Below are 25,088 nucleotides of genomic sequence, written 5' to 3' on the forward strand. Positions count from 1 at the left end.
ACACTAGACAACCTCGGTTGTGCATGACCGCCGGGCCCGCGAAACACCCGGTCGATCCGTCCTGCCATGCGGACACGGGGCACTCACGTTCCGGGAAAGCCCCCCGCCGCAGCAGAACTGCGGCGGGGCGGGAGTGCGAACGACGAACCCGTCCGCTCGCCGCCCGGTGGAACACCCTCGTCCCACCGGGCGGTGCCGGCCCGCTCCCTCCCGGGCATCCGGGATGGTGTGGACCGGGTGGCGTCGGGCGTCACCGGCCTACCGGCTCCTCTTCGGACGCGACCAGCACGTACCAGCCGGCCGACCGGTTCAGCAGTCCGGCATCGACGAGGAGACGCCGGAGGGTGACCGCGTCGAGCACGCCGTCGGTGCACCACGGCCGCAGGCGGTCGGTCACGACCCGCTCGTCGTACCGCTCATCGGGGGCGAAGCTCTGCCCCGCCACGTGCCGCAGCACCGTCCGCCGGGCACCGTCCTCCTCCGGCAGCCGGACGACGACGTTGCCCCGGACGAAGCCGCGCAACCCCGGATCCGGCTGGTCGGCGACGGCCCGCTCCTCCTGCCGTCGGGCCGCCGTCGACGCCGCCCCGGCAAGGGTCTCCCCCGCCAGCGCGAGCCGCCCGGGGCCGTCCATCCGGAGCAACCCTGCCCGCAGGAGCTTTCCGATCGCCGGGGCCGCCTGCTGCCCCGTGAGCCCTGCGGCGGCCAGGATCTCGGTCGAGGTGGCCGCGCCGAGGGTGACGGCGGCGAAGACCTGACGTACGTCGGAGTCGGCGAGCAGCAGTGCAAGCTCTTCAGGGGTCATCGAATTCCCTCCCGGATGCCGGCCGGCACCTCAGCGGCCCCGGCGACGGAGCATGTCCTCGAGATCGCTGGAGACGGAGTTCAGCTCCGTGCAGTCCGCACCCAACTCCCGTACGGCGGCGGCGGCCGACCGCTCCGCCTTGCCGAAGATCGCGGCCTCGCCGTCGTCGGGAGCGCCCGAGACCAGACAGCGGAAGGTGAACGTGCGCAGCGACCGCTCGTAGGTCACCGTGCCCTCCGACGTGAAGCGGGCGGAGAAGAGGTCGTGGTCGTCGGCCCGGGCGAGCAGCGTAGCGCGCTGCCCGTCGGTGAGCGGGGCGAATTTGCCACGGACGATGACCTTGTAGGTGTTGCTGCTCATGACTGCGGATCTCCCCATCAGAGGGTGGGCCGGTCGACCGGTCGACCGGAGCCGGCCGGCAGGGACGAACGGGGCGCGGACGGTTCCGTCGGTGCCCCGCGTCGGCTCCACCGGACCAGCGGCCCGTCCGGGGACAGGCGGTAGACCGGCCGGGTTTGCGTCCCGCCGACGATGCCGGGAGTGCGGGCGCTCGGCCCCGGATACAGCACCATATCCTAATACGGTGCTGTATCTGAAAGCCCGACGTTACCTCCTGGCAAATCATGATCTTTCGCGATTTCGGCTGTCGCTGGCGGCCCCGCGTCCCGCAAAATTGGCCAGGTGTTGATTCGGTACCTCCTCTCCCACGCCCTGTCCCTCCTGGGTAACTCCATGGCCGCGATCGCCCTGCCCTGGCTCGTGCTGGTACGCACCGGGGACCCGGCGGCAGCCGGGGTGATCGCGGCGGTGAGCGCCCTGCCCATGCTGCTCGCCGCGGTGGCCGGCGGGCTGGTCATCGACCGCTTCGGTCGCCGCCGGACGTCGATCTGGGCCGACCTCGCCTCGGCGGTGGCGGTGGCCGCGCTCCCTGTCGTCGACCAGGTCACGGGGCTCACCGTCGGCTGGTTCGTGGTGCTCGGGGTCGCGGGTGCGCTGCTCGACGTGCCGGGCATGACGGCGCGCGAATCCCTGGTGCCGGACGTCGCAACGGCGGCGGGGGTCGGCCTGGAACGGCTGGCGGGCCTCCGCGAGGGGATCAACGGCGTGGTCCTGGTCGTCGGCCCGGCCGCCGCCGGGGGCCTGCTCATCCTCTTCGACCCCACCACGGTCCTCTGGGTCACCGCGGCGTGTTCGGCGGCGGCGGCTCTGGCCACGCTCACCCTCCCGGCCCGGCTGGGTCGAGGTTCGGGTGAGGCGGGCGGCGGGATCCGCACCGAGCTGCTCAAGGGCTTCCGGATCCTCGGCGGCGACCGGGTGCTCGCCACGATGACCTTCGTGGTGACGATCAGCGTCCTCGTGCTGGCCCCGCTCCAGAATCTCCTGCTCCCCGTGTACCTCGTCGACCGCGACTCGCCCGGCGGCTTCGGTCTGATGGTGGCCTTCCTCGCCGTGGGCGGCATCGGTGGGTCGATCGTGTACACGATCGCCGGGGCGGGCCTGTCCCGGCGTACGGTGTTCGTCGTCGCACAACTGCTCACCGCAGCGGGTACCGTGGGCCTGGCCCTGCTACCACCGGTCCCCGTGCTGCTCGCCGCCGCCGCGCTCGCCGGCTTCGGCGCAGGGCCCATGCAGGCCCTGGCCCTGGTGTTGGTCACCGAACGCATCCCGGAGCGCTACCGGGGCCGGGTCCTGGGCCTCCAGAACGCCGCCACGACCACCGCGGTTCCGGTCGGTACGCTGGTCGCCGGCCTGCTGATCAGTGGGATCGGCCTGCGCGAGACGGGTGTCCTGCTCGCCGTGGCCTGGGGGGTGGTCGCCGCCTTCGCCCTGCTGGTGCCCGCTCTGCGCCGGCTGGAGCCGCCGGCGGACGCACGGCGGACACCGGACGCTGCCGTCGACCGGGAACCGACGGTGGAGAGCGCGTCGCCGGTCGACTGACGCACGCTGCCGGCCCCGGGCAGGGGCCGGCAGTTCGCCGGTCAGGGGAAGGCGAAGCGCGAGAGGTGTCCGACGCCGCGCGAGACCGGCAGCTTCGCCAGCACCTTGGTGTCGAGCAGCAGTCGCAGCCGCAGGCCCAGAGGCAACCGTCGGTGGTCGTCCGGATCGGCGGTGTCGTACGCCCTGACCGACTCGACCAGCCGCAGGCCCGGGACGTCCTGCGGCACCTCGCGCGGGTCGTCGATCCCCCAGCGCATCTGCGCGCCGGTCTGTCGCATCACCGGTAACGGTCCGCTCAGGCGCACCGTGGCCCGGGAGTACGAGTCGAAGGCGATCTCGCCGCCGAGCGGGAACCGGGCCACGATGGCGCGCAGCATCCGCGGGCCGTCCTGGGCACCGAGGTACATGGCCAGTCCTTCACCGAGCACCAGCACCGGCCGGTCGGTCGGGATCTCCGTCAGCCAGTCCTCCTCGACCACCGAGGCGCCGAGGGTGCGGCAGCCCGGACGCGCGGGATAGAGCGCGTCCCGCAGCGCGATGACCTCGGGTTGGTCGATGTCGAACCACCGCACCCCAGGACCGGGGGCAAGCCGTTGCGCCCGCCCGTCGAGGCCACAGCCCAGATGCAGCACGGTGGCCTCGGGGTGGGCATCGAGGAACCGCCGGGTCCAGCGGTCGAAGAACCGCGTCCGGAGGGCGACACCGACAGCGGTCGCCGGTTGGATCTGCAACTTCGCGAAGTCGTAGTCCAGCATGTCGAGGATCCCGGCCGCGGTGTGGTCACCGAGTATCGGGTGCGGTGAGCGGGCGTCGACGGCCCGCGCGCAGAGGGTGGCGAGCGTCGTCTCCGCCGCTCCGGTCAGCGATACCTTCATTCCACATCCCCAGTCGGGTGGACGCGGGCCCCATGGCACGGATGGACGGTGCGGCGGGGGCCCGCAGTGGCGGCACACCTGGAGTGGACCTCCGGCCGCAGGTCGATGCTATCGACGCCGGCTACGGCAAGCAAGGCGGCACTGACTTTCCGTCACCACCCTCCGTCCTCTGTGGATCCGTCCGCCACATCCGACCGGCCTGGTGGGTCCCCCCGACGCACCGGCGGACCAGGAGCCTGAGTTCCGCGGTGCCGGGATGGTCGCGGACACCCGGTGCGGCCAGCCACCGGTCGGCCAGGACCGGCCACGGGGCGCACGGGGGGATGACCTGGTGACGGAAGCGTCGGCGGCGGGCCAGCCAGCGGGCCACCGCCCGCGCCTCCGCCCCTGGGCAATCGGCGCGGAGCACGTGCAGCGTCCCGTCCGGCACCGCCGCCTCCACCTCGGCCAGGAACGGGATCAGCCGCCGGGTCGGGCCCGACGCACCGTCCGCCGGGCCCGGCCCGTCGACGCTGTGCAGCGTCGGCGGGGCCGTCGCTCCGGCCGGGGCGGCGACGCCCGTGGCGTCCGGATGATCCACGGAGAGAACGAGGGTGCTCTCCCGACCCGCCAGGTGTACGCCGACCACGCCACGCACGGCAGCCACGAACCCCGGATCGGTCACCAGCCGCCACGCGCGCACCCGGTCCGCCCGCAGGCCGTACTCGCGCCAGATGCGCGAGACCGTGGTCTGCGAGACACCCGTGGAGGCCGCCAGTGCGCGGGTGGTCCAGCGGTCGCCGGTGGGCGGCGGCAGATCGAGGGTGGCGACCACCACCCGGTGCACGAGGTCGGCGCCGATCGTGCGCGGGGCGCCCCGGCGCGGCTCGTCAGCGAGGCCGGCGAGCCGGTGGACGGCGAACCGGTTGCGCCACTTGCGCACGGTCTCCCGGCAGACCCCGAGTCGTTGGGCCACCTCGGCGGTGGTGTCCCCGCCGGCGCAGGCGAGGACGATGCGGGCGCGTAGCGCGAACGCGGATGTCCCGGCCGGAGTCCGGGCCAACTGCTCCAGCGCGACGCGCTCTTCGGTGGAAATGTGGTGGCCGTCGTCGGCGACAAAGGTCATGGAACATCCCGCCAACGAACTTGAAACTCATCGGCTGAATCTCCGCACGTCGAACGTGGTTCTGGGGATGAATGATCACCGAAAGGGACTTGACGGGCGCGCCGCGTAGCAGTGAACATGAGTCCAGAATGACACATCGATCGAGGTGGTGATCGGTCATCAAACCACGCAGGGTCTCACTTGTATCAATGCCGTGGAACAGCGCGACACGACCATCCATTCAGGTGGGAATTCTACGTTCGGTGGCCGAGGCCGAGGGCTGGCAGGCCGACTCCCATTACGCCTACCTCGACTTCTATTCAATGGCTCCGCAGATTCTCGGGCTGTCCGACGACGACTGGGCCCAGGCGTACGAACTCATCGCCGAGCGGCTCTACCATCTGTCCGTCGGCGACTGGATCTTCAGTCGACGCGGTGCGGCGCCCGAGGAGCGGGCGGCCTACGTCGACCTGCTGCGCTCCAAGCGGGTGGACGAGACCAGCATCGGGGTGATCGACGCGCTGCGTGCGGTGGCCGAACGGCACGTCGCCGCCACGACCGAACGGCTGCTCGCCGCCGAGCCGCAGGTCATCGGGTTCACCAGCATGTTCAGCCAGAATGGTGCGACCCTGGCGGTGGCCGAACGACTCCGCGAGGCGGGCTACACCGGGACGATCGTGTTGGGCGGCAGCAACTGCGAGGGCTCGATGGGCCGCGCGCTGCTGGCCAACTTCCCGGCCCTGGACGCCGTGGTCGACGGGCCGGGCGAGGAGGCGCTCGCCGCCCTGCTCGCACAGGTGGCGGCAGATGGGCCGGTGCGCTCGGCGGGCCGCCTGGTGGCGCGCGGGGAGGGGACCGCCCAGGTCGCCGAACTGGTCCCCGCCGACCGGTTGACCGTTCCCATGCCCAACTACGACGGATTCTTCGAGCAGTTGTCGACGGCCGGTCTCGACCGACTGGAACCGGATGTTTCATTGCCGGTGGAATTCTCACGCGGCTGCTGGTGGGGCGCCAAGACGCACTGCACCTTCTGTGGCCTGAACGGGGCCACGATGCGCTACCGCAGCAAGCACCCCGACTCGGTGGCCGGCGAACTCCGACACCTGATGGACCAGTACGGCGTGCTCGACTTCTTCGCGGTGGACAACATTCTCGACCTCGGCTATCTGGATACCGCTCTACCGGCGGTCGAAGAACTGCGGTCGGACCATTCCCTGTTCTTCGAGGTGAAGGCCAACATGGAGTGGGCGGACATCCGCCGGATGCGTCGGGCCGGGGTGCGTTCGGTGCAGCCGGGCATCGAGAGCCTGAGCACCGAGGGGCTGCGGGCACTCCGCAAGGGTGCCACCGCCTTCCTGAACGTACGGTTCCTGCTCGGCTGCGCCGAGTACGGGGTGCGGGCGGACTGGAACATCCTCACCGGCTATCCCGGGGAGGCGCCGGCGTCCATCCTCGCCCAGATCGATCTGGTCGCCTCCCTGTCACACCTGGTACCTCCGCACGTGACCCTGATCCGCTTCGACCGCTTCAGTCCCTACGTGGAGTCCCCGGCCGAGTACGGGCTCACGTTGACCAAACCGTTCCCCGGCTACCGCTTCGCCTACCCGGCGCTGTCCGAGTCGGACCTGTGGAACATCGCCTACCACTTCGAAGGTGAATTCACCGACGACCCCCGCAACGTCGAGTTGCGCCGCCGGTTGGCCGCACGCATCCGGCTCTGGCGCAGCCGTCACGGGGAGGCGTCCTTCACCTACCGGCTCGGCTTCGCCAGCGTCGTGCTCGACGACCGGCGGCCCGGCCTGCCACCGCAGCGGGTCACCCTGAACGGGGACGCGGCCCGACTGTTCCGTGCGGTGATCGGAGGTACCCGGTTCCGGGATCTCCAGGCCCAGGGGTGGGACGGGCCACGCTGGGACGCCACGCTCGAGCTGCTGCAGTCCTGGCAGCGGCGGCGCTGGGTGTTTGTCGAGGGCACCAAGGTGATCGCCCTGGCGGTGCGCTGGCGACCCTCGGCCTACCGCACGCCGCCGGCCAAGGGCACGCCGAAGCGCGTCCGGACCCAGGTCCCGCTCACCCTCTCCAGCCCCGCCACGCGTCGCTGACGTGGTGGCGGTGGACCACCGTCCGTACGACGCCCAGAAGGGAGGAAACATGGGACCGGTTGTCGTGTTCGACTGCATGACCGCAGATTTCCTGAACGACGACCCCAACAACGCCGAGCTGAGCGAGCTGGAACTGCACGAGCTCGAGACGTGGGGGACCTGGTCGGACGAGGCCGAGCCGACCACGTGAGTCGGACGGCGTGAGCCGCCCAGCGGGCGCGTCCTGACCTGACCGGCGGGGCGTGACCAGTCGACGGGCGAGCGGGTCCGGGAGGAGGGTGATGATGACCGTGACCGCGGTGGTGACGTGCATGTTGCGCAGGGTCGAGTACCAGGCGTTCCCTGCGGAGCAGACGATCACCGTCCGGTGTACGGCCGTCGCCGGCACGGCGGTGGCCCAAGGCTACGGCACTGCCGTCACCGAAGCCGTCGCACGGCGTAAGGCACTGTCCGAAGCCGTCGAGCGAATGCTCGCGTGTACTCCCTTCGCCCTGCTCGCCCGCCCGTCGACCAGCCGGGCCACCGCAACCGATGCGCGGTCCGGCCCCGACGGTGCGCGTACGGTCCCACCGGGATGCCGGCTGCGCCGTTACCGGGCGCTCGACGGTGGATCGGACCTGACGGTCCCGCTCTTCTGGTCCGCGCCGTGGGTGGCGGGCACGGAGTTGGCCGAGGGGACCCTCACCCCGCCAGTGGCACGGCTGTCCAGCACGATCGGCTGGGCGGTGGCGCCGACGCCCGCCGCGGCGCTGCGGGGGGCGGTGCTGGAACTGACCGAACTCCTCGACCACGGCGCCTTCCTCTACCGGTCACTCGCCGTCGCCCCGGCCGGACGGTCCGGTACGGCGGCGACTGACCGGGCCGAGGTGGAGACGATCCCCCTCTCCTTCGTCGGCGGTACCCCGGTGGTGCTGGTCGTGGCCCGAGCCGGCCGGCGGATGCCCGCGACGGGTCTGGGCGCGGCGCAGACCGTCGCCGCCGCCACCGAGCGCGCCCTGCTGGAACTGGCACAGGCCGACACCATGTGGCGGGCCAACGAGACGGCGGTACCGGCTGAGCGGTACTTCCTGCGTCGCTTCGAACGCTGGCCCCTGCTGCTTCGGTGCGCCACCCTCGACTTCGAACCGGTCCCGGCCCCCGTCCCCGGCCGGGCTCCCGAAGCACCCGAGCAGGAGTTGGCAGCCGCCGGTGTGCGGGTCTGGGCCGACACCGGGGAACTGGAGGTCACCGCGCCCGAACTACCGACCACCCGGCTGCACTTCGCGCACGCCGTCTCCCGACCACAGCCGCTCCTGGGCCTCGTCCGCGCGGGCGTTCCCGTCTTCGACATGGGAGAAGTGAGGAAGATCCTTGACGACCGAGTACGCAGACAACGACCTCTTGACCGCCGTCCTGCAGGGCGGGGCACAGCGCGATGACGTCCCACCGGAACGGGAGACGCCCATCGGCACCGCCCTCACCGCCGTGCGCGACTGGCTGACCGCCGAGCGGCTCACACCCGACATCCGCAGGTACGGCCCGGACACCGCACCCACCTACGAGGTACGCCTGCACGACGCCGACGGTGCGCTCTGTTCCCGCAGCTCCGGCAAGGGCCTCGGCCACCGCAGCCTGGCGAGCGCCCTCTTCGAGAGCGCCGAGCACTACCATCTGGACTGGCGGCGCGACGTGGGCGCCGGCTGGAGTGGCTTCATGCCCGGTCGGGCAGTGGCCGAGCAACCCACCGCGCGCCGTTCGGCGCTGCTGCGGCGGCTGGGTGGGATCATGCCGGACTCCTCGGTCTTCACCCGCGACTATGTTCCGATCGCCACCACCCTCGGGCAGGACGGCGGCAGCTCCCACCGCCAGCCGGTGTTCCTGCGCGACGGGGGCTACCAGAACTGGCCCCATCCGGAGGACGACGGAGCCTTCCGTCCGCTGTGGCACTACACCTCAAGCGCCGGCTACGCCGCCGGTACCACTCTCCACGAGGCGTTGGTCCATGCGATCAACGAGGTCATCGAGCGTGACGCGTGGTCCTGTCAACTCGCCCGCAGCTACTTCGGCATGGGTGAGCCGGACCTGGTGGTGGTCGATCCGGCGACGCTCACGACGGAGCTGCGGGGCCTGGCCGACGACGTGGAGAAGCTGACCGGCGCGCCGATCCTCATCGTGTCGATCACCTGCGACACCGGGGTGCCCGCCTACGTGGTCTGCGACGGCAGCGCCGACGAGGTGATCCGTCTCATCGGCAGCGGCGCCTCGCCGGTCCGCGCCTACGCCCTCCAACGCGCGTTGCTGGAGTATCTCCAGGTACGCACCATGTTCCAGCACGGGCCGGTGAACGCGGACACCGAGGCGGGGCAGATCACCTCCGCACTGGCCCGCTATCCCCGGCACCTGGCCGCCGCCCGCTTCGACGTCCGCAAGTTGCCCCGACGCACCGAGCCCTTCCGTCCCGAGGACGGGTTGCCCGTCGAGGCCACGCCCGAGCAACTGCTCCGCCATCTGGTCGATCGGCTGGCCGCGGTCGGGGTGCACGCCTACCACCGGGTGCTCACCCGGCCGGGATCCATCACCGTGGTCGACGTGGTGGCACCGGGGCTCGAACTGCTGGACAAGGCACGTGCGGGTTACCCGGTGCTGCCGACCGGTCGGCTCGGTGCGGCCATGGCCGGGCAGGGAGGCGCACGGCCATGAGACTCGTCCTCGTCGCGCCCCCGTGGAACAGCCTCTACCGGCCGTCCATCCAGGTCGCCTCGCTGATCGCGTTGGCCGCCAGGTCCGGGGGCGGTCCCGTGACCGCCGAGTACATCTACCTGGACTGGTTCGAGTTCGCCGTCAAGGAGCTGGACTGCGAGCCGGCGCGGTTCGCCGCCGTCTACGACACCATCGGCGAGGAACTCTACGGCCTCGGCGTGGGTGACTGGATCTTCGGGCGCGGCCTGCCCGCGGCGCGCGACGAGGACGAGGAGGCCGCCCGTGCCGAGTACGCCGGATTCCTGCGCGCCCGCGGCGTCTCCGCCGAGTTGGTGGACCTCGTGCTGGCGATGCGTGCCAGCGCGCCCCGGTTCGTCGCCGACACCGCCGACCGGCTCCTGGACACCGGCGCCCAGGGGTTCGGATTCACCACCTCGTTCAGCCAACTGGTGCCCGCCCTGGCGGTCGGCCGGGCCATCAAGGACCGGGCCCCCGACCGGCTGGTCTTCCTCGGCGGTGCCAACTGCGACCGGCCGATGGGCGAGGCGGTCATGCGCGCCTACCCGTTCGTGGACCTGGTCGTGCAGGGTGAGGGGGAGGCCGCGGTCGCCGCGCTGTGCGCGGCCGAGGACCCAACCGTGCCGATCTCGGCACCGGGGGTGGTGACACGCGCCGGCACCCGGCTGGTGGTCAGCACGCCGGTCGTGCAGTCGGTCGACGCCGTGCCGGTGCCCCGCTACGACGACTACTTCCGCCGGCTGGCGGAGCTTCCCTGGAGCGAGCTGATCCGTCCCCACGTGGCGCTGCCGTTCCAGATGTCACGCGGCTGCTGGTGGGGCGAGAAGATGCACTGCACGTTCTGTGGCGAGAACGGCAGCGGCATGCCGTACCGCAGCAAGCCGGGCCGGCAGCTGGTGCACACCCTGCGTGAGCTGACCGAGCGGCAGGGGGTGCTCGACACGTACGCGGTGGACACCATCCTCGCCAAGGACGACAACGGACTGGTCGAGCTGGCCGAGGCCGAGGTGGACGTCACCACCTTCTTCGAGGTCAAGGCCAATCTGGGACCCAGGGCGCTCGGGCAGCTCCGGGCGGCCGGGGTGATGACCGTGCAGCCGGGCATCGAGAGCCTCAGCACCGGGTCGCTGAAGCTGCTCCGCAAGGGTGCCACCGCCTTCCACAACCTGCGTTTCCTGGTGCTCTGCCGCGAGCTGGGCATCGAGGTCGGCTGGAACCTGCTCTCCGCGATGCCCGGGGAGCAGGCGGAGATGCTGGAGGAACAGCTTCGACTGATCCCCTTCCTGTCGCACCTGGACCCGCCGTCCACGGTGAGCAAGGTCCGCGTCGACCGCTACAGCCCCTACTTCGAGAGGCCGGACGAGTTCGGGATCGAGCTGCGCGGGCCCGAGGCGAAGTACCGCTTCGTCCACCCGGGCGACGACGTGGACCGGGAGACGCTCGCCTACTCGTTCGACCACGCCGAGCCGGACGCCACCGACGGCGCACTGCTGCTGACCCTGCGCCGGCGGCTGGGCGCCCGGGTCGGACTGTGGAAGAAACTGCACCCGCAGAGCCGCTTCACCTACCGCCTCGGCCCCACCGTCACGGCGGTCCACGACCACCGTCCGCACGTCGGACGGGGTCGGGAGGTGCTACGGGGCTGGGAGAACGTCCTGTTCCGTGGGCTGACGCACGGGGGTCGGATCACCGGGTCGGTGGCGGCGGCCGTCGAGGCGGGTGCCACCCCGGAGCAGGCCCACGAGAAGCTGACCGAGTGGTCCGTCCGCGGCTGGGTGTTCCTGGAGGCGCCGCAGGGTCTGGTCCTGGCCGTACACGACAGCGGGCGCGACGAACTGGGTCGGGCGATGGCCTTGGGAGGGCGTAGTGCAGCAGCGTGACCTGGAACCGTTCGAGACCACGTCCGCCGACGGCGCCCGGTTGCGCGGCATGCGCAGGCCGGGGACGGGGACACCGGTGGTGCTGGTGCACGGGGTGGCGATGGACTGGCGGATCTGGGCCGACTCGGGGTTCCTCGACGCTGTGCCCGACGCCGACCTGCTCGCCCTCGACCTGCGGGGGCGGGGGGCCAGCGAACGCGTCGGCCTGCCGCAACGGCACGGTATCGACCGGCACGTCGAGGACGTCCGGGCGGTGATGGACCTCTTCGGGCATCCCGAGTACACGGTGTTCGGTGTCTACTTCGGCGGGCGGACGGCCCTGCGGGTCGCCGCCGACGATTCGAGGGTCACCCGGGCGTACTCCTTCTGCGCGCACGCCGAGGAGGTGGAACTCCCCGACGACGCGGTCGAGGAGGAGGCGGCGGCGATCGAGGCCCCCGACGGACACCGCTACCTGACCGACCACTTCCACCGGGTCGGCGCGCCGGACTGGATGGTCGACGCGTGCCGTCGGGTCGATCTGCCGGAGCTGGCGGCGGTCACCCGCGGCCTGTGGTACGGCTCTGCCCGGGCCGTCCAGCGTCGGGACCCCGGCCAGGACCTCGTGCTCGTCACCGCCGAGAGCGACCCCGAACTCGACGTCTTCACCGCGGGTGAGCGCCGCCTCGGTGCCCGGATCTGGTTGGTCGACAGCCCCACCCGGGTGCGGGCGGCCCACCGCCTCGCCGAGGTCGGAGCGCGCGTGGCGACCGAGATCGCCGGGCATGCCGCTGGTACGGGTGCCCGATGACGCCCAGCCAGGACGCGCAGTGGCGGCTGCGGGTCGGCCTGCTGCCCGCCGGCGATCCGCAGGCCGACGCGTTGCGGGCCCTCGCGACCCGGCCCCGCGCCCACCGCATTCCCGCCGTCGCGCCGGTCGGGCCGGACACCGGCCGCCCCGGACCGGTACGGGATCTGGTGGTCGAGGACGGAGTCCTGGTGCACGGGCCGCCCGGTGACGGACCGGCCCGGTGGTACGCCCTGCCGGGCTTCGTGGACGCGCACGCGCACGTGTCGTCGTCCGGTGACCTGGTCGGTCTGCTCACCCACGGCGTGACGGCGTACCGCCAGATGTGGGGCGAGCCCGCACACCGCTACGCGGCGGGCGTGCACCGGGCCCGGACCGCCGTGGTGCCCCGCGCCTGGGTCAGCACGGCGGTGGTCGACGGCCCGGCCACCCGGGTGCCGGGCGGGGCGATGGTGGTGGACGACCGGCACTCGGCCGACCACGTGCTCAACGAGGCTCTTGGCTTCGGCTTCGACGGCATCAAGGTCTATGACGACGTGGAACCTGCCTGGTTCGCGGCGATCACCGCCGCCGCCGACCGGGTGGGTCTCCCGGTGGTCGGACACGCCCCCGAACGGGTGCCGATCGCCGAGGCGCAGGCCGCGATGTGGTCCACCGAACATCTCTACGGTCTGGTGCCCAACATCTTCCGGCTCCCCGGTGACCAGCGGTGGCAGGTCCTTTCCGCCGCTGTCGACCGGGTGGAGGCGGAGGCCGCCGCCCGGGTCGAGGGGTACGCCGGACGTTTCGTCTGTCCCACCCTGGTCACGTGGCGGGCGTTGACCGGCGAACGGCGGTGGACGCGTCCCTCGCCCACCGCCCTGGCTCTGGCCGACGCGGGTCGGATGCAGTCCTGGACCGTGGCCGCCCGCGGGGCCCTCGGTCTCGACCGCGCTGCGGCAGCCGAGCGTGGCGGGCTGGTGGACCGGCTCGGTGGCCTGGTCCGCGCCGTCGCCGATGCGGGGGCACGCGTGCTGGTCGGCACCGACTGCGGCAACCCGTTCGTGGTTGCGGGTCCGTCGTTTCACAAGGAACTGGCCGAGTTGTCCCGCGCGGGAATCCCCTTCGCCGCGGTGCTGCAGGCGGCCACCGGAGCGGCCCACGCCGCGATGCGTCGGGGCCCGGCCGCGACCACCGAGGCCGATCTGGTGCTCTACCGGCGGCTGCCGACCACGGTGGCCGACCTCACCCGTCCCGACGCCGTCCTGGTCGACGGCGTCCTGCTCGACGCCGGGGATCTCGACGAACTCTGGTCCCTGCGACTGACCACCGCCGGGCTGAACGCCGGGGTCTGGCCCCGGGGCAGGCTCGACCCGGTGCCCGCCCTATCACGGGAGAAGGAGAGAGCTGGTGCAGGCTGACAGGTGCCCGGTCACCGGGGCCACCGCCGCGACGGCGAGGGACTCGGTCGACTTCGACTTCTTCGCCGCGCCGCAGGCGTACCGGCGCGTCGCGGCGGAACACGCCCGCGACGGCGCGTTCCACAGCTCGCACGGCAGCAGCTTCTGGGCCCTGTCCACCTACGAGGGGATCTGCGCCGCGTTCCGCGACGAGGACACCTTCAGCGTGTCCCGGGTCAGCGCCGCTGAGGGTGCCGAGGACGAGCGCTGGATCCCACTGACGATCCAGGGTCGCGCCCACAACGAGTGGCGGCGACACCTGGCGGCCTGGTTCACCCCGCAACGGGCCCGGGATCTGACCCCCGTGATCCGGGCGAACGCCCGGCGGCGTATCGAGGCGTTCGTCGACCGGGGCGAGGTCTCCTTCTCCGACGAGTTCGCCCGCCCGTACGTGCTGGAGAACCTCATGCTGGCGGCCGGGTGGCCGCGGGCGGACCTCGATCACCTGCTCGCCATCAACGTGGCGATGATCCGGTCCCGGGAGGCGCCGGACCCACGCCAGGCGTTCAACGCCGAGACCGCGTTCCCCGCGCTCCAGGAGTACGTGCGGCGGCACGTGGCGCGGCGTCGTGCGGAGCCGGTCGAGGGAGACCTGACCACTGCCACCTTCGATTGGGACATCGACGGCTCCCCGGTCAGCGACGCCGACCGGGAGTCCCTGCTCACGGTCCTCTTCCTGGCCGGGGTCGACTCCACCGTCAACCACATGGCCAACGGCATCCAGCATCTCGCCCACCACCCCGGGGACCGGCGCCGGTTCCTGCGCGAGCCGCAGATCCGGCCGGCTGCGGTGGAGGAGTTCCTCAGGGTGAACTCCTGCATGTATCCCGGTCGGCTGGCCACCCGGGAGGGTGCGGGCGGGGTGGCCTCCCCGGGGGACACGGTGCTGCTGCCGCTGGCCCTGGCGAACTACGACCCGGCGGTCTTCCCGGATCCGGAGCGGGTCGACTTCGACCGGACGCAGAATCCCCACATCGCCTTCGGTACCGGTCACCACCAGTGTCTCGGTGCCGCCTACGCCCGCGCGCAGATCCTCACCGCCTGGGAGGAGTGGCACGAGATGATCCCCGACTACCGGCTGCCCGAGCCGACGGTGGAACCACCCTTCCTCCGTAACGTCTACGACCTGCGCATCATCTGGTGATGACGTGATGAGCGACGCTGGCCGCGCGGCACTCGTCTCGATGCCCTGGAACAACGTCCACCGTCCGTCGATCCAGATCGGCACCCTGCGGGCGGTGGCCGAGGCGGAGGGCTGGGAGGTGGTTTCCGACTACGCGTACCTCAGCTTCTACGCCCTGGCCGGACGGATGCTCGGCCTGTCCCCGGACGACTGGGCGGCGGCCTACACGCGGGTCGCCGAGGGCCTCTACCACCTGTCGGTCGGCGACTGGGTGTACGCCCGGCGGGCGGCCGGCGACGCCGAGCGCGCCGCCTACTACACGCTGCTGCGGGAGCGGGGAATCACCGAGCGGGAGATCGCGCTGGTCGACGCGTTGCGCGCGGTCGCCGACCGGCACGTGGTCGAGACCGCTGAGGGACTGCTCCGGGCCGCGCCGCAGGTCATCGGGTTCACCACGACGTTCAGCCAGAACGGTCCGACGCTCGCGGTCGCGGAACGGCTACGTGCGCAGGGGTACACCGGGACCATCGTGCTCGGCGGCAGCAACTGCGAAGGGCCGATGGGCCGTACCCTGCTGGCGAAGTTCCCGGCGGTCGACGCCGTGGTGGACGGGCCGGGCGAGGACGCCTTCGTCGCGTTGCTGCGGCAGGTCGCGGCGGGTGGCCCGCTCGCGGCGACCGGTCGCCTGGTGGTACGCGGGCAGGACGCCGCGTCCACGTCCCGAGCGCTGCCGGCCCGGCGCACCACCGCGCAGCTCGTGGTGCCCCGGCCCAACTACGACGGCTTCTTCGAGCAGCTGCGGGAGGTCGGCCTGCACGCTCTGGAGCCCGACATCACGCTTCCGGTGGAGTTCTCCCGGGGCTGCTGGTGGGGGGCGAAGACGCACTGCACGTTCTGCGGGCTCAACGGTGCCACCATGGAGTTCCGCAGCAAGCACCCGGACTCGGTGGCCGAGGAACTGCACCACCTGATGGACCGTTACGGGGTGCTCGACTTCTTCGCCGTGGACAACATCCTCGACCTGGGCTACCTGGAGACGGCGCTGCCCCGGGTGGAGCAGATGCGGACGGACCACTCGCTCTTCTTCGAGGTGAAGGCGAACATGGACTGGGCGCAGATCCGGGCGATCCGGCGGGCGGGGGTCCGTTCGGTCCAGCCCGGGATCGAAAGCCTCAGCACCGAGGGACTGCGGGCGTTGAAGAAGGGCGCCACCGCGATGCAGAACGTCCGGTTCCTGCTGGGCTGCGCGGAGTTCGGGGTGCTGCCGGTGTGGAACATCCTCACCGGGTATCCCGGGGAGACCCCCGCGTCCCTGCTGTCCCAGCTCAACCTCGTGGCCTCGCTGACCCACCTGGAGCCGCCCGACGCGGACATCCTCGCCGTCCACTTCGACCGGTTCAGCCCGTACGTGGAACGGCCCGGGTCGTTCGGGTTGACCCTGTCGCGTCCCTTCCCCGGTTACCGGTTCGCCTATCCGGGGCTCTCCGACGAGGAGCTCTGGGACATCGCGTACCACTTCGAGGGTGACTTCCACGACGACGCGCGCAACGAGGAGCTGCGCCACCGGCTGGCCGCCCGGGTGCGGCTGTGGAAGGCGCACCGGCACACCGCCCGTTTCACCTACCGGCTCGGCTTCAGCTCGGTCGCCCTCGACGAGCAGCGGCCGGGTCTGCCAGCGGGTCAGACGGTCCTCACCGGTGACGAGGCCCGGCTGTTCCGTGCCCTGATCGGGGGTACCCGCTTCCGCGACCTCCAGGCCCGGCACTGGTCCGGCACGCGCTGGGAGCCGACACTGGAGTTGCTGCACGCCTGGCAGCGCCGACGTTGGGTGTTCATCGAGGGGGCCAAGGTGATCGCCCTGGCGGTGCGGCACCGTCCCTCGGCGTACCGCACACCACCGGCGGAGAGCACTCCCCGCCGGGCCCGGACGCAGCCGCCTGTCGTGTTGGAGGCACCGACGGTCCGTGGTTGAGTCGACGGCCGTGGCACCGGCGGTTCGGCCGGTGTGACGGGGTGCGACTGCTAGGTTATCGACAGTGGACAGATTCGGGAGTGGTCCGGCCGTGGTGGCCGCCCGCCCGACGACGCAGAGGTGAGGTGTCCGGTGCCCCCGGCCGACGAAGAGCCGCAGACCGACTCCGCTGACCGTCCGCCGTCCTGCGGGGACATCGTCGGCCTGCTGGCCGAGCCGGCCCGGCGGTCGGCGTTCGCCGCGCTCGTGCTCGGGGCGCGCACCGTGGGGTCGGTGTCCGAGCAGACCGGGCTCACCCCCAAGGCCACCGCGGGCGCTCTGCGTCGGCTGGTGGACGGCAGGATCGTCGCCGAGGACCGGGCCACCAACACGTACGCCTTGGTGGACGACGCCTTCCGCCGTGCGGTCCAGGCCGAGGTCCGGGTTGCCGGCCGCAGTGGCGGGGACGGCGCGGGAGCCTACTTCCGTCGTGGCCGCATCACCGCCATTCCCGGGGACGCCGAGGTGCGGGCCCGGGTGCTGGCCGTGGTGGTCGACACCTTCTCCCCCGGAGAGGTCTATCCCGAGGCCCGGGTCAACGCCCTCTGCGGCGAGTGGTTCGACGACTGGGTGGCCCTGCGTCGTGCCCTGGTGGACGAGGGGCTGCTCACGCGCAACCAGGCCGGCACCGCCTACGAGCGCGCCTGACCCGTGCCGGGCGTGATCGTGACCCCGGTAGCCGACGCCCGGCCCGCCGACGTGGTGGCCCTGCCCTGGCACCACGGCACGCGTCCGGGGACGTTCGCCCTCCGTCGCGGGTTCACCGGCCGCGCCGGTCAGGTCGTCGCCGAACCGGGCCCGGACGGTCGGATGGTGCTGCTCAACGTCGGCCTGGGTCCCGCCGGGACAGCGACCCCGGCGACCTTCCGCCGGGCGGCGGCCGCTGCCGTCCGGGCCGCCGGCCCAGCCCGTGCCCTGCGGCTGGACCTCGCCGAGACGACGGAGGGCCCGGTGTCCGCGGGTGCCCGTGCCCGTGCGGTGGCCGAGGGTGCGGTGCTGGCCGCCTACCGCTACGACCGCCACCGCTACGGTGCTGCTCCTCCGCCCCTGGGTGAGATCACCATCCGCACCGCGCACCCCGGTGCGGTGGCCGAGGGCGTCGCGGTCGCCGATGCCGTCTGCCTCGCGCGGGATCTGGTGAACAGCCCCGGCGGCGAACTGGGCCCGACGGAGTTCGGTCGGCGCGTCACCGGCCTCGCCGGTGGTGCGCTGTCCTGCGTCGTGCACCACGGCGAGGCGCTGCACACCCTGGGCATGGCGGGTCTGCTGGCGGTGGCCCGAGGTTCGGCCGAGCCGCCATGCCTGGTGGAACTCCGGTACGACCCTCCGATGCCCGGACGAAGGGTCACCCTGGTGGGCAAGGGGATCACCTTCGACTCGGGCGGGCTCTGCCTGAAGAGCCCACCCGAGATGCGGGGGATGAAGGCCGACATGGGCGGGGCCGCAGCCGTCGTCGGTGCGGTCTCCGCCGTGGCTGCCCTGCGCCTGCCGGTGGGGCTGCGGGCGCTGCTCCCGCTCGCCGAGAACATGCCCGGCCCGGCGGCCCTGCGCCCGGGGGACGTCGTCCGGCATGCCGACGGGACGACCACGGAGGTCCTGAACACCGACAACGAGGGCCGGGTGGTGCTGGCCGACGCTCTGCTGCTGGCCCGCGACCCTGCCCCGGACGTCCTGATCGACGTGGCGACCCTGACGGCGGCGGTGCCGCACGCGCTCGGGACCCGCGCGGCGGCCTACTTCGCCCGGGACGATTCGTTGGCCGCCGAGGTGTCGGCCGCCGCCGCCCGGTCCGACGAGCTGTTCTGGCGTCTCCCGCTGTGGGAGTCCGAGCGGCGTCACCTCAGATCGTCGGTGGCGGATCGGGCGAACGCCGCCTACCGCCCTGGCGACGCGATCCAGGCGGCGCTCTTCCTCCGGGAGTTCGTGGGGCCACGGCTCCCCTGGGTCCATGTCGACCTCGGGGCAGCCGCGTTCAACGACGAGGCCGCCTTCGACGAGACCCCGCACGGGGGCACGGGCTTCGGCGTACGGACCCTGGTGGAGTTTCTGCGCGGTCCGCAGTAGGGCGTCCCCGGTCGCGGCGGGGCGCGATGGCTGGTTCATTCCGGCGGACGCGTCCCGGTCCCGCGCCGCGACGACGTGGACTTTTCGTGGTTCAAGTTCCCGCAGTCCTTCGACGGCCAGTTCTTCGCCACCGAGTTGGGCCGGGGCTGGATCAAGCCCATCCACGTCAACGCCGACGGCTCCCGGGGCGCCATCGACACGTCGTTCCCCTGGACCGGCAAGCAGGTCATGGGCTCCGCATTCGGCCCGGACGGCGCGCTGTACGTACTCGACTACGGCACCGGCTACTTCAACGATGACGCCATCGGCGTCGGCAACACCGCCCCGACCGTCACCATCACCGGCCCGGCGAACGGCTCGCTCTTCTCTTACGGCGACACGGTGCCGTTCAGCATCCGCAGTCCATCCTCATGGATCCATGTATGGGTGACAGGTCGCGCGCTCGTTTCGCCCGTTTCTGGATCGGTGGCCAGGACCTTGTCCCCCACCCGCACGTCGCTGATGGGCTTCGACGATCCGTCGGCCATGAGGACCCGCGTCTCGCCACCGAAGCTGCAGAGCGCCTTGCCGGAGTCACAGAGCGCCTCACCGATCGTGCCGGCCGCCTTGAGTTTTCCGATCGGCACGAACCTGGCGGCCGTCGGCCCATGGTCCCGAGGAGACCGTCGTACACCTGCTGTCTCCGCACGGCACCACGCTTGTCCCCCGCGAGAGCTACCTGCAGGTGTCCACCGCACGGTGACGATTCCCGGCTCGTGAATCCCTAGCGTTCCAGGTGACCGCGGCACTCCGGCCGCGCACCTCGCAAAGGAACCCGTCATGCGTGTGTGGAAGCAGGTCCTCGCCGTCGCGGCAGCCGGTCTCGTCGGCAGCCGGGCCGTCGCGACGGTGCAGGACGACCCCTGGCTCACCCTGCTCCTCGGCACGGCGACCGCCGTGGCCGCGCTCCTCGCGTACCAATGGGTGGTGCGCCGTACCGAACGACGGGACGTCACGGAACTGGCCCGGGCCGGCGCCGGCACCCGGGTCGTCCGGGGAACGTTGATCGGGTTCGCCATGTTCGCCGCCGTCATCGTCACCATCGCCCTGCTGGGCGGCTACCACGTGCACGGCCTGGGTTCGGTGACCGGCGTGGTGGGACTGTTCGGGTTCATGGCGGCCGCGGCCGTGACCGAGGAGTTGCTCTTCCGGGGCCTGCTGTTCCGCCTCGTCGAGGAACGCCTCGGGACCTGGCTCTCGCTGCTGGTGACCGGTGTGCTGTTCGGCCTGATCCACCTGGCCAACCCCGACGCGAGCGTGTGGGGCGCGACCGCCATCACGATCGAGGCGGGCTTCATGCTCGCCGCCTGCTACGCCGCCACCCGCACCCTGTGGGTGCCGATCGGGCTGCACTTCGGGTGGAACTTCGCCGCCGCGGGGATCTTCAGCGTCGTGGTCTCCGGCAACGGCGAGTCGAGGGGGCTGCTGGACGCCACCATGTCGGGCCCGACGCTGCTCAGCGGCGGCGACTTCGGGCCGGAGGCCAGCCTGTACACGGTGCTGGCGGGGCTGGCGCTGACCGTGGTGTTCCTGGGGCTGGCCCACCGCCGGGGTCGCATCGTCCCGCGTCGCCGCCCGGTCGACGCGCCGGCGGCAGACGCTACCGTCTCCTGATGGTCGACCTGCGGACGCTTACGGACCGGTGGCGGCGCTGGCCCGTCACGGTCCGGGACCTCCCGCTGGCGCTGCTGATCGCCCTCGCCTGCGCGCCGGTGCCGGTGCTGCAGGACCGCAGCACGCAACTCGGCGACCTGCCCGGCCGTCCGTTCGACGCGCTGGCCGTGGTGGCGATCGCCCTGGAGTGCCTTCCGCTGGCCGTCCGCCGGCGATGGCCCGGGAGCTGCCTCGCCCTGGTGTCCCTCGGCTTCGCCATCGACCAGCTGCGCGCCTACCACACGGTCGCGGGCGCCGCGCTGGCCGTCGCGTTGCTGAGCGCCGGCGTCCACCTGGAACGTCGTCGGCGCACCACCCTGGTCGTGGGCTCCGCCGCGTACGTCGCCCTGGCCGTCGCCCTGCACCGGCAGGGGTCGACGGAGGGCCTGGGTGGTTTCCTCACCTTCTACCTGGCGTTGGTCCTCGCCTGGGGGGCCGGTGCCTGGCTGCGGCAGAGCCGGGCCGCCGAGGCCGAGCGCCGCCAGCGGGCCGCCGCGGCCGCCCGGGCCACCGAACGCGCCCGCATCGCCGGTGAACTGCACGACATCGTGACCCACCACGTGACGGCGATGGTCGTGCAGGCCGAGGCGGCGCGCTACCTGACGGCCGCCCCGGACCGCCTCGACACCACCCTCACCGCCATCAGCGACACCGGCCGGCGTGCCATCACCGACCTGCGGATCCTGCTCGACCTGCTCAACCCCGACCACGACGCCGACCCGCGCGTGCCGTCCGTCGGGGAGCTGACCGCGCTGGTCGAGCAGACCCGGCAGGCCGGGCAGCCGGTGCAGTTCACCCAGCAGGGCCGCCGGGCAGAACATGTCGGCAGCGCGGAGGCCGCCGCCTACCGGGTCGTGCAGGAGGCGCTGACGAACGCCCTGAAGTACGCCCACGGCAGCCGCACCGCCGTGCACGTCCACCACGGGAAGAGGGAGATCACGGTGGAGATCAGCACCGACGGCCCGGGTACGCACCCCGCAGGCCCGGGTGGGAGCGGACGCGGCCTGGCCGGGCTGCGCGAACGCGTCACCGTCCTCGGCGGCGAGTTCAGCGCGCAGCGCCGGAACGGTGACGGCTTCGTCGTCCGGGCCCGCATCCCCACCGGTGACGCGTCGTGACCGCGCCGATCCGGGTGCTGGTCTGCGACGACCAGGCGCTGATCCGTACCGGCTTCGCGACGATCATCGGCGCTCAACCCGACCTGGCGGTGGTGGGCGAGTGCGGGAACGGGCGCGAGGCGGTCGACCTCGCCGGCCGACTGCGCCCGGACGTGGTGGTGATGGACGTCCGGATGCCGGTCCTCGACGGCATCGCGGCGACCCGCCTGCTGGCCGGTGTCGGGGCGGCCCACCCGGTCAAGGTGCTCGTGGTGACGACGTTCAACCTCGACGAGTACGTCTACGAGGCGCTGCGCGCCGGAGCGAGCGGCTTCCTACTCAAGGACGCCCCACCCGCGCAGCTGCTGCACGGCATCCGCACCATCGCCGGCGGGGCCGCGCTGCTGGCGCCCGAGGTGACCCGGCAGCTCGTCGGCCGGTACGCGGCACGCATCCGTCCCGCCGAGGGCACGCCGAACGACGTGGGACTTACCCGTCGCGAGTTGGAGGTGCTGCGCCTGATCGCCGACGGCCTGTCCAACGGAGAGATCGCGGCCCGGCTGGTGATCAGTCAGGAGACCGTCAAGACGTACGTGTCGCGCATCCTCACCAAACTCGACCTACGCGACCGCGTGCAGGCGGTGGTGTACGCGTACCGGACCGGGTTGGTGACCTGAACGCGGTCAGGCGACACCCATCGCCCGCACCCACGCCGACACTGCGCCCGGACCGCCCGCCGCACCGGCGAGCCTGCCGGCCGCCCCTCGTCCGGCAACGAACTGTGACCGCCCGTCGGTCACGGTCCGTTCCGGGCGTCCGGGGCAACGGACCGCCCAGGAAATCCCGTTGAGCGGGACCGGCCGCGGTGACACCATGGCCGGCCAACCGACCGGCCGGAGGAGACGACGACGAACGTACGGGGCGAACTGGTCACGCTGCGGGCGATGGGACCGGACGACGCGTCGGCGCTGTGGCGCTGGAACCATGACCCCGCCGTCGTACGTTGGATGAGCGCCGGCTACCCGCAGACCGAGGACCGGGTGCGGACCTGGCTGACCGAACGGCCCCGCAACGACTACGGCGACGTGCTGTTCTGCGTCGAGGTCACCACGGGCGGCCAGCTGATCGGCCTGGTCCGGTTGCACGGCGCCGAGGCGGAGACCGGCTGCGCCGAACTGGACATCTACCTGGGGGAACAGGACCACTGGGGCAAGGGGTACGGCACCGACGCGATGCGCACCGTGTGCCGGTACGGCTTCGACCACATGCGCCTGCACCGGATCACGCTGACCGTGGTGACCGAGAACCTTGCCGCCCACCACGTGTACCGGAAGGTGGGCGTCGTCGACGAGGGCCGGTTGCGGCAGTCCTTCCGCCGCGACGGCCGGTGGTACGACAAGTTCGTGATGGGGCTGTTCGCCGACGAACTGCGCTGAGGTCCGTCCGGGCACGGCGCCGATCTGGTGGGCGATCTGTTCATCGTCGCTCTTCTCTCCGGCGGGCGTCAGGGGCGGGAACGCGGTTCAGGCGCGGGGATGATCGGTGGCAGCCGCGGTGTCACGGGCGGCATCGAGATTCGCTCGCAGGGCTTCCACCTTCGCCGTGGCGTACGCGTGGGAATCCGACCCCAGCACCAGGCGCAGGGGCCCTCCCCCGGCGACGACCTTCTCGATCATCCGCTCGGCGGCTTTGACGGGGTCGCCGAGCTGGTTGCCCTGCAGCTTGAGGTGACTGTGCACCATCTCGCGGATGGCCGGGTAGGCGTCCGAGGGCGCCGCAGGCAGTGCCAGTGCATCGGTGGTCAGGAAATCGGTGCGGAGATAGCCCGGTTCGACGATGGTGACCTCGACGTTGAAGTCCGCGACCTCGGCCGCCAACGCCTCGCTGATCCCTTCCACGGCGAACTTGCCGGCGCAGTACAGCGCCCAGCCCGGCACGGCGGTGAGACCCAGAACGGATGACACGGTGACGACGTGACCGCTGCGCTGGCCGCGCAGGACCGGCAGGGCGGCCCGCAAGACGTTCCAGACTCCGACGACCTGTACGTCGAGCATGTCGCGGACGTCGTCCGGGCTGGCCTCCTCAACGGCACCGAGGTAGCCGTAGCCGGCATTGTTGACGACCACGTCGAGGCCGCCGAAGCGCGAGACGGTCTCCTCGACCGCGCGTCCGACGGCGTCGGAGTCACGGAGGTCGACGTTGAGGGCGAGCAGCTTCGAGGTGTCCACGCGGCCGTCGAGCGCAGTCGTCAGGCGCTCGACGGTGCGGGTGGTGGCGGCGAGGTTGTCACCGCGCTGTAGTACCTGAACAGCCAGTTCCAGGCCGAGGCCGCGCGACGTACCGGTCACGAACCAGGTGGCCGGGCGATCGGTGGGGATACTCATGGGGGGTCCTTCCGGGGGGTGTCGTCTCGCCGAGCCATTCGGCGAGATCGGTATGAGTTCAACTGTGTCCGTTGCGCGGCCGTCGTGGGCGGTCATCTCGAGCCCTTCCAGACCTGGGAATGCGCTGCCTAGGACTCCTAGGTCCACCCAGCCCGCCGGCCCGCGAGGCACAATGGGCCCATGCCCGCCATCAATCGCGAGCTCGCCGATTTCCTGCGACGGGCCCGCAGCAAACAGGATCCGCGGCGAGCCGGCCTACCGACAGACGCCCGTGTGCGCCGCGTGCCGGGCCTGCGCCGCGAAGAAGTGGCGCTGCTCGCCGGGGTCTCGACGGATTACTACGCCCGCCTTGAACAGGGACGTCGCATCGTGCCCTCGCCGGCGGTGATCGACGCGCTCGCACGCGCGCTCAACCTCGATCCGGCCGGCCGGAGCCACCTCGAGGACCTCATCGGCGCAGGCTCGACCGAATCGCCGCGCGGTCGCACAAGGGGAGCCGTGCCGGGGGTGCAACGGATTCGGCCCGGCGTGCAGCAGCTCCTGGACAACCTCGACACGGTGCCGGTACTCGTCCTCGGCCGCGGCAGCCACGTGCTGGCCGCGAACCGGCTGGCTCGGGCGCTGCTCGCCGACTTCGAGCAGATGCCAGCACGCGAACGGAACTACGCCCGCTGGATACTCCTCGACCCCGGAGCCCGGGAACTGTTCGTCGACTGGGACCAGCAAGCAAGAGCCGCCGTGGAAAGCCTGCGCCTCGAGTTCGGCGCCCATCCGAACGACCGAACGCTAACCGAGCTCATCGACGACCTACGCACGCAGAGTCCCGAGTTCGACCAATGGTGGAACGAGCACCGGGTCTACCAGCGCACCTACGGGACCAAGCGACTTCGCCACCCGGTCGTCGGCGACCTGTCGATCGACTACGAAACACTCACCCTGCCCGGCGACAAAGAGACCACCATGTTCCTCTACAGCACCGAACCCCATTCACCCTCCCAACGCGCCTTGAACCTGCTCGCGAGTTGGTCGCTGAGCCCTGCATCGATCCGGCACGCCCCGCCGACCTGAAACACCATCGGGACCTGTTCGGAAGTGGAACGCGCCCGGGGC

General features: G+C 71.8%; 22 protein-coding genes and 1 pseudogene. 18 read left to right on the forward strand and 5 right to left on the reverse strand.

Annotated elements, in window-relative coordinates; all coding sequences use genetic code 11:
- Positions 1–250: 250 nt before the first annotated feature.
- Together ACQP1S_RS20530 and ACQP1S_RS20535 are read right to left on the reverse strand one after the other, a co-directional pair.
- Positions 251–805, reverse strand: coding sequence for a DUF2087 domain-containing protein (locus tag ACQP1S_RS20530; RefSeq protein WP_432897940.1), 555 nt, complete (start codon positions 803–805; stop codon positions 251–253).
- Positions 806–835: 30 nt separating this feature from the next.
- Positions 836–1,165, reverse strand: coding sequence for a DUF6204 family protein (locus tag ACQP1S_RS20535; protein ID WP_432897942.1), 330 nt, complete (start codon positions 1,163–1,165; stop codon positions 836–838).
- 321 nt (positions 1,166–1,486) lie between these two features.
- Between ACQP1S_RS20535 and ACQP1S_RS20540 the strand changes: the two genes are divergently transcribed.
- Positions 1,487–2,743, forward strand: coding sequence for an MFS transporter (locus tag ACQP1S_RS20540; protein ID WP_432897945.1), 1,257 nt, complete (start codon positions 1,487–1,489; stop codon positions 2,741–2,743).
- Positions 2,744–2,784: 41 nt separating this feature from the next.
- Here ACQP1S_RS20540 and ACQP1S_RS20545 read toward each other — a convergent pair whose 3' ends face one another.
- Positions 2,785–3,618 carry a class I SAM-dependent methyltransferase gene (locus ACQP1S_RS20545; RefSeq protein WP_432897948.1) on the reverse strand — a complete coding sequence of 278 codons (834 nt, stop codon included), beginning with the start codon at positions 3,616–3,618 and terminating at the stop codon, positions 2,785–2,787.
- Positions 3,619–3,739: 121 nt separating this feature from the next.
- The gene (locus ACQP1S_RS20550; RefSeq protein ID WP_432897951.1) at positions 3,740–4,723 is read right to left on the reverse strand and encodes a helix-turn-helix domain-containing protein; all 984 of its coding nucleotides are present in this window, start codon (positions 4,721–4,723) and stop codon (positions 3,740–3,742) included.
- A gap of 224 nt (positions 4,724–4,947) precedes the next feature.
- Between ACQP1S_RS20550 and ACQP1S_RS20555 the strand changes: the two genes are divergently transcribed.
- The 16 genes and pseudogenes from ACQP1S_RS20555 (at position 4,948) to ACQP1S_RS20630 (ending at position 23,030) form a co-directional block, all read left to right on the forward strand.
- A complete protein-coding gene (locus tag ACQP1S_RS20555) occupies positions 4,948–6,804 on the forward strand; it encodes a RiPP maturation radical SAM C-methyltransferase (protein WP_432897954.1) in 1,857 nt (618 codons plus the stop codon).
- 49 nt (positions 6,805–6,853) lie between these two features.
- Complete coding sequence (gene botA / locus ACQP1S_RS20560; protein WP_432897957.1) at positions 6,854–6,994, forward strand: bottromycin family RiPP peptide; 141 nt, start codon at positions 6,854–6,856, stop codon at positions 6,992–6,994.
- A gap of 91 nt (positions 6,995–7,085) precedes the next feature.
- On the forward strand, positions 7,086–8,222 hold the full coding sequence (locus tag ACQP1S_RS20565; RefSeq protein ID WP_432897960.1) for a hypothetical protein: 1,137 nt from the start codon (positions 7,086–7,088) through the stop codon (positions 8,220–8,222).
- Positions 8,185–9,483: a YcaO-like family protein gene (locus tag ACQP1S_RS20570; RefSeq protein WP_432897963.1), complete on the forward strand. Its 1,299-nt coding sequence runs from the start codon at positions 8,185–8,187 to the stop codon at positions 9,481–9,483. Before ACQP1S_RS20565 ends, ACQP1S_RS20570 begins: the two co-directional genes overlap by 38 nt.
- Complete coding sequence (locus ACQP1S_RS20575; RefSeq protein ID WP_432897966.1) at positions 9,480–11,381, forward strand: RiPP maturation radical SAM C-methyltransferase; 1,902 nt, start codon at positions 9,480–9,482, stop codon at positions 11,379–11,381. Before ACQP1S_RS20570 ends, ACQP1S_RS20575 begins: the two co-directional genes overlap by 4 nt.
- Positions 11,368–12,171, forward strand: a complete 804-nt coding sequence (locus tag ACQP1S_RS20580; protein WP_432897969.1) for an alpha/beta fold hydrolase — start codon at positions 11,368–11,370, stop codon at positions 12,169–12,171. The genes ACQP1S_RS20575 and ACQP1S_RS20580 overlap by 14 nt, the downstream gene beginning before the upstream one ends.
- Positions 12,168–13,568: a hypothetical protein gene (locus tag ACQP1S_RS20585; protein ID WP_432897972.1), complete on the forward strand. Its 1,401-nt coding sequence runs from the start codon at positions 12,168–12,170 to the stop codon at positions 13,566–13,568. Before ACQP1S_RS20580 ends, ACQP1S_RS20585 begins: the two co-directional genes overlap by 4 nt.
- Positions 13,558–14,751 (forward strand): cytochrome P450, encoded by a 1,194-nt coding sequence (locus tag ACQP1S_RS20590; RefSeq protein ID WP_432897975.1) that lies wholly within the window; start codon positions 13,558–13,560, stop codon positions 14,749–14,751. Before ACQP1S_RS20585 ends, ACQP1S_RS20590 begins: the two co-directional genes overlap by 11 nt.
- A 7-nt stretch (positions 14,752–14,758) precedes the next feature.
- Positions 14,759–16,702, forward strand: a complete 1,944-nt coding sequence (locus ACQP1S_RS20595) for a RiPP maturation radical SAM C-methyltransferase (RefSeq protein ID WP_432897978.1) — start codon at positions 14,759–14,761, stop codon at positions 16,700–16,702.
- Between the two features lie 132 nt (positions 16,703–16,834).
- Positions 16,835–17,389, forward strand: a complete 555-nt coding sequence (locus tag ACQP1S_RS20600; RefSeq protein ID WP_432897981.1) for a DUF2087 domain-containing protein — start codon at positions 16,835–16,837, stop codon at positions 17,387–17,389.
- An 18-nt stretch (positions 17,390–17,407) separates the two neighbouring features.
- Positions 17,408–18,805, forward strand: a complete 1,398-nt coding sequence (locus ACQP1S_RS20605) for a leucyl aminopeptidase family protein (RefSeq protein WP_432897984.1) — start codon at positions 17,408–17,410, stop codon at positions 18,803–18,805.
- A gap of 54 nt (positions 18,806–18,859) precedes the next feature.
- Positions 18,860–19,201: pseudogene (locus tag ACQP1S_RS20610) on the forward strand (glycosyl hydrolase); the annotation flags it as partial.
- Positions 19,202–19,624: 423 nt separating this feature from the next.
- Positions 19,625–20,458, forward strand: a complete 834-nt coding sequence (locus ACQP1S_RS20615) for a lysostaphin resistance A-like protein (RefSeq protein WP_432897987.1) — start codon at positions 19,625–19,627, stop codon at positions 20,456–20,458.
- Positions 20,458–21,615 (forward strand): sensor histidine kinase, encoded by a 1,158-nt coding sequence (locus tag ACQP1S_RS20620; RefSeq protein WP_432897990.1) that lies wholly within the window; start codon positions 20,458–20,460, stop codon positions 21,613–21,615. Before ACQP1S_RS20615 ends, ACQP1S_RS20620 begins: the two co-directional genes overlap by 1 nt.
- The gene (locus ACQP1S_RS20625) at positions 21,612–22,271 is read left to right on the forward strand and encodes a response regulator (protein WP_091250132.1); all 660 of its coding nucleotides are present in this window, start codon (positions 21,612–21,614) and stop codon (positions 22,269–22,271) included. The genes ACQP1S_RS20620 and ACQP1S_RS20625 overlap by 4 nt, the downstream gene beginning before the upstream one ends.
- Before the next feature lie 249 nt (positions 22,272–22,520).
- The gene (locus tag ACQP1S_RS20630) at positions 22,521–23,030 is read left to right on the forward strand and encodes a GNAT family N-acetyltransferase (protein WP_432908161.1); all 510 of its coding nucleotides are present in this window, start codon (positions 22,521–22,523) and stop codon (positions 23,028–23,030) included.
- Positions 23,031–23,117: 87 nt separating this feature from the next.
- On the opposite strand, the gene ACQP1S_RS20635 is transcribed toward ACQP1S_RS20630, so the two are convergent.
- On the reverse strand, positions 23,118–23,978 hold the full coding sequence (locus ACQP1S_RS20635) for an SDR family oxidoreductase (RefSeq protein WP_432897994.1): 861 nt from the start codon (positions 23,976–23,978) through the stop codon (positions 23,118–23,120).
- A gap of 180 nt (positions 23,979–24,158) precedes the next feature.
- Here ACQP1S_RS20635 and ACQP1S_RS20640 point away from each other — a divergent pair, with 180 nt between their 5' ends.
- Positions 24,159–25,046, forward strand: a complete 888-nt coding sequence (locus ACQP1S_RS20640) for a helix-turn-helix transcriptional regulator (RefSeq protein ID WP_432897997.1) — start codon at positions 24,159–24,161, stop codon at positions 25,044–25,046.
- Positions 25,047–25,088: the final 42 nt, after the last annotated feature.

It is taken from the genome of Micromonospora matsumotoense (assembly GCF_050951065.1).
Classification (GTDB): domain Bacteria; phylum Actinomycetota; class Actinomycetes; order Mycobacteriales; family Micromonosporaceae; genus Micromonospora; species Micromonospora matsumotoensis.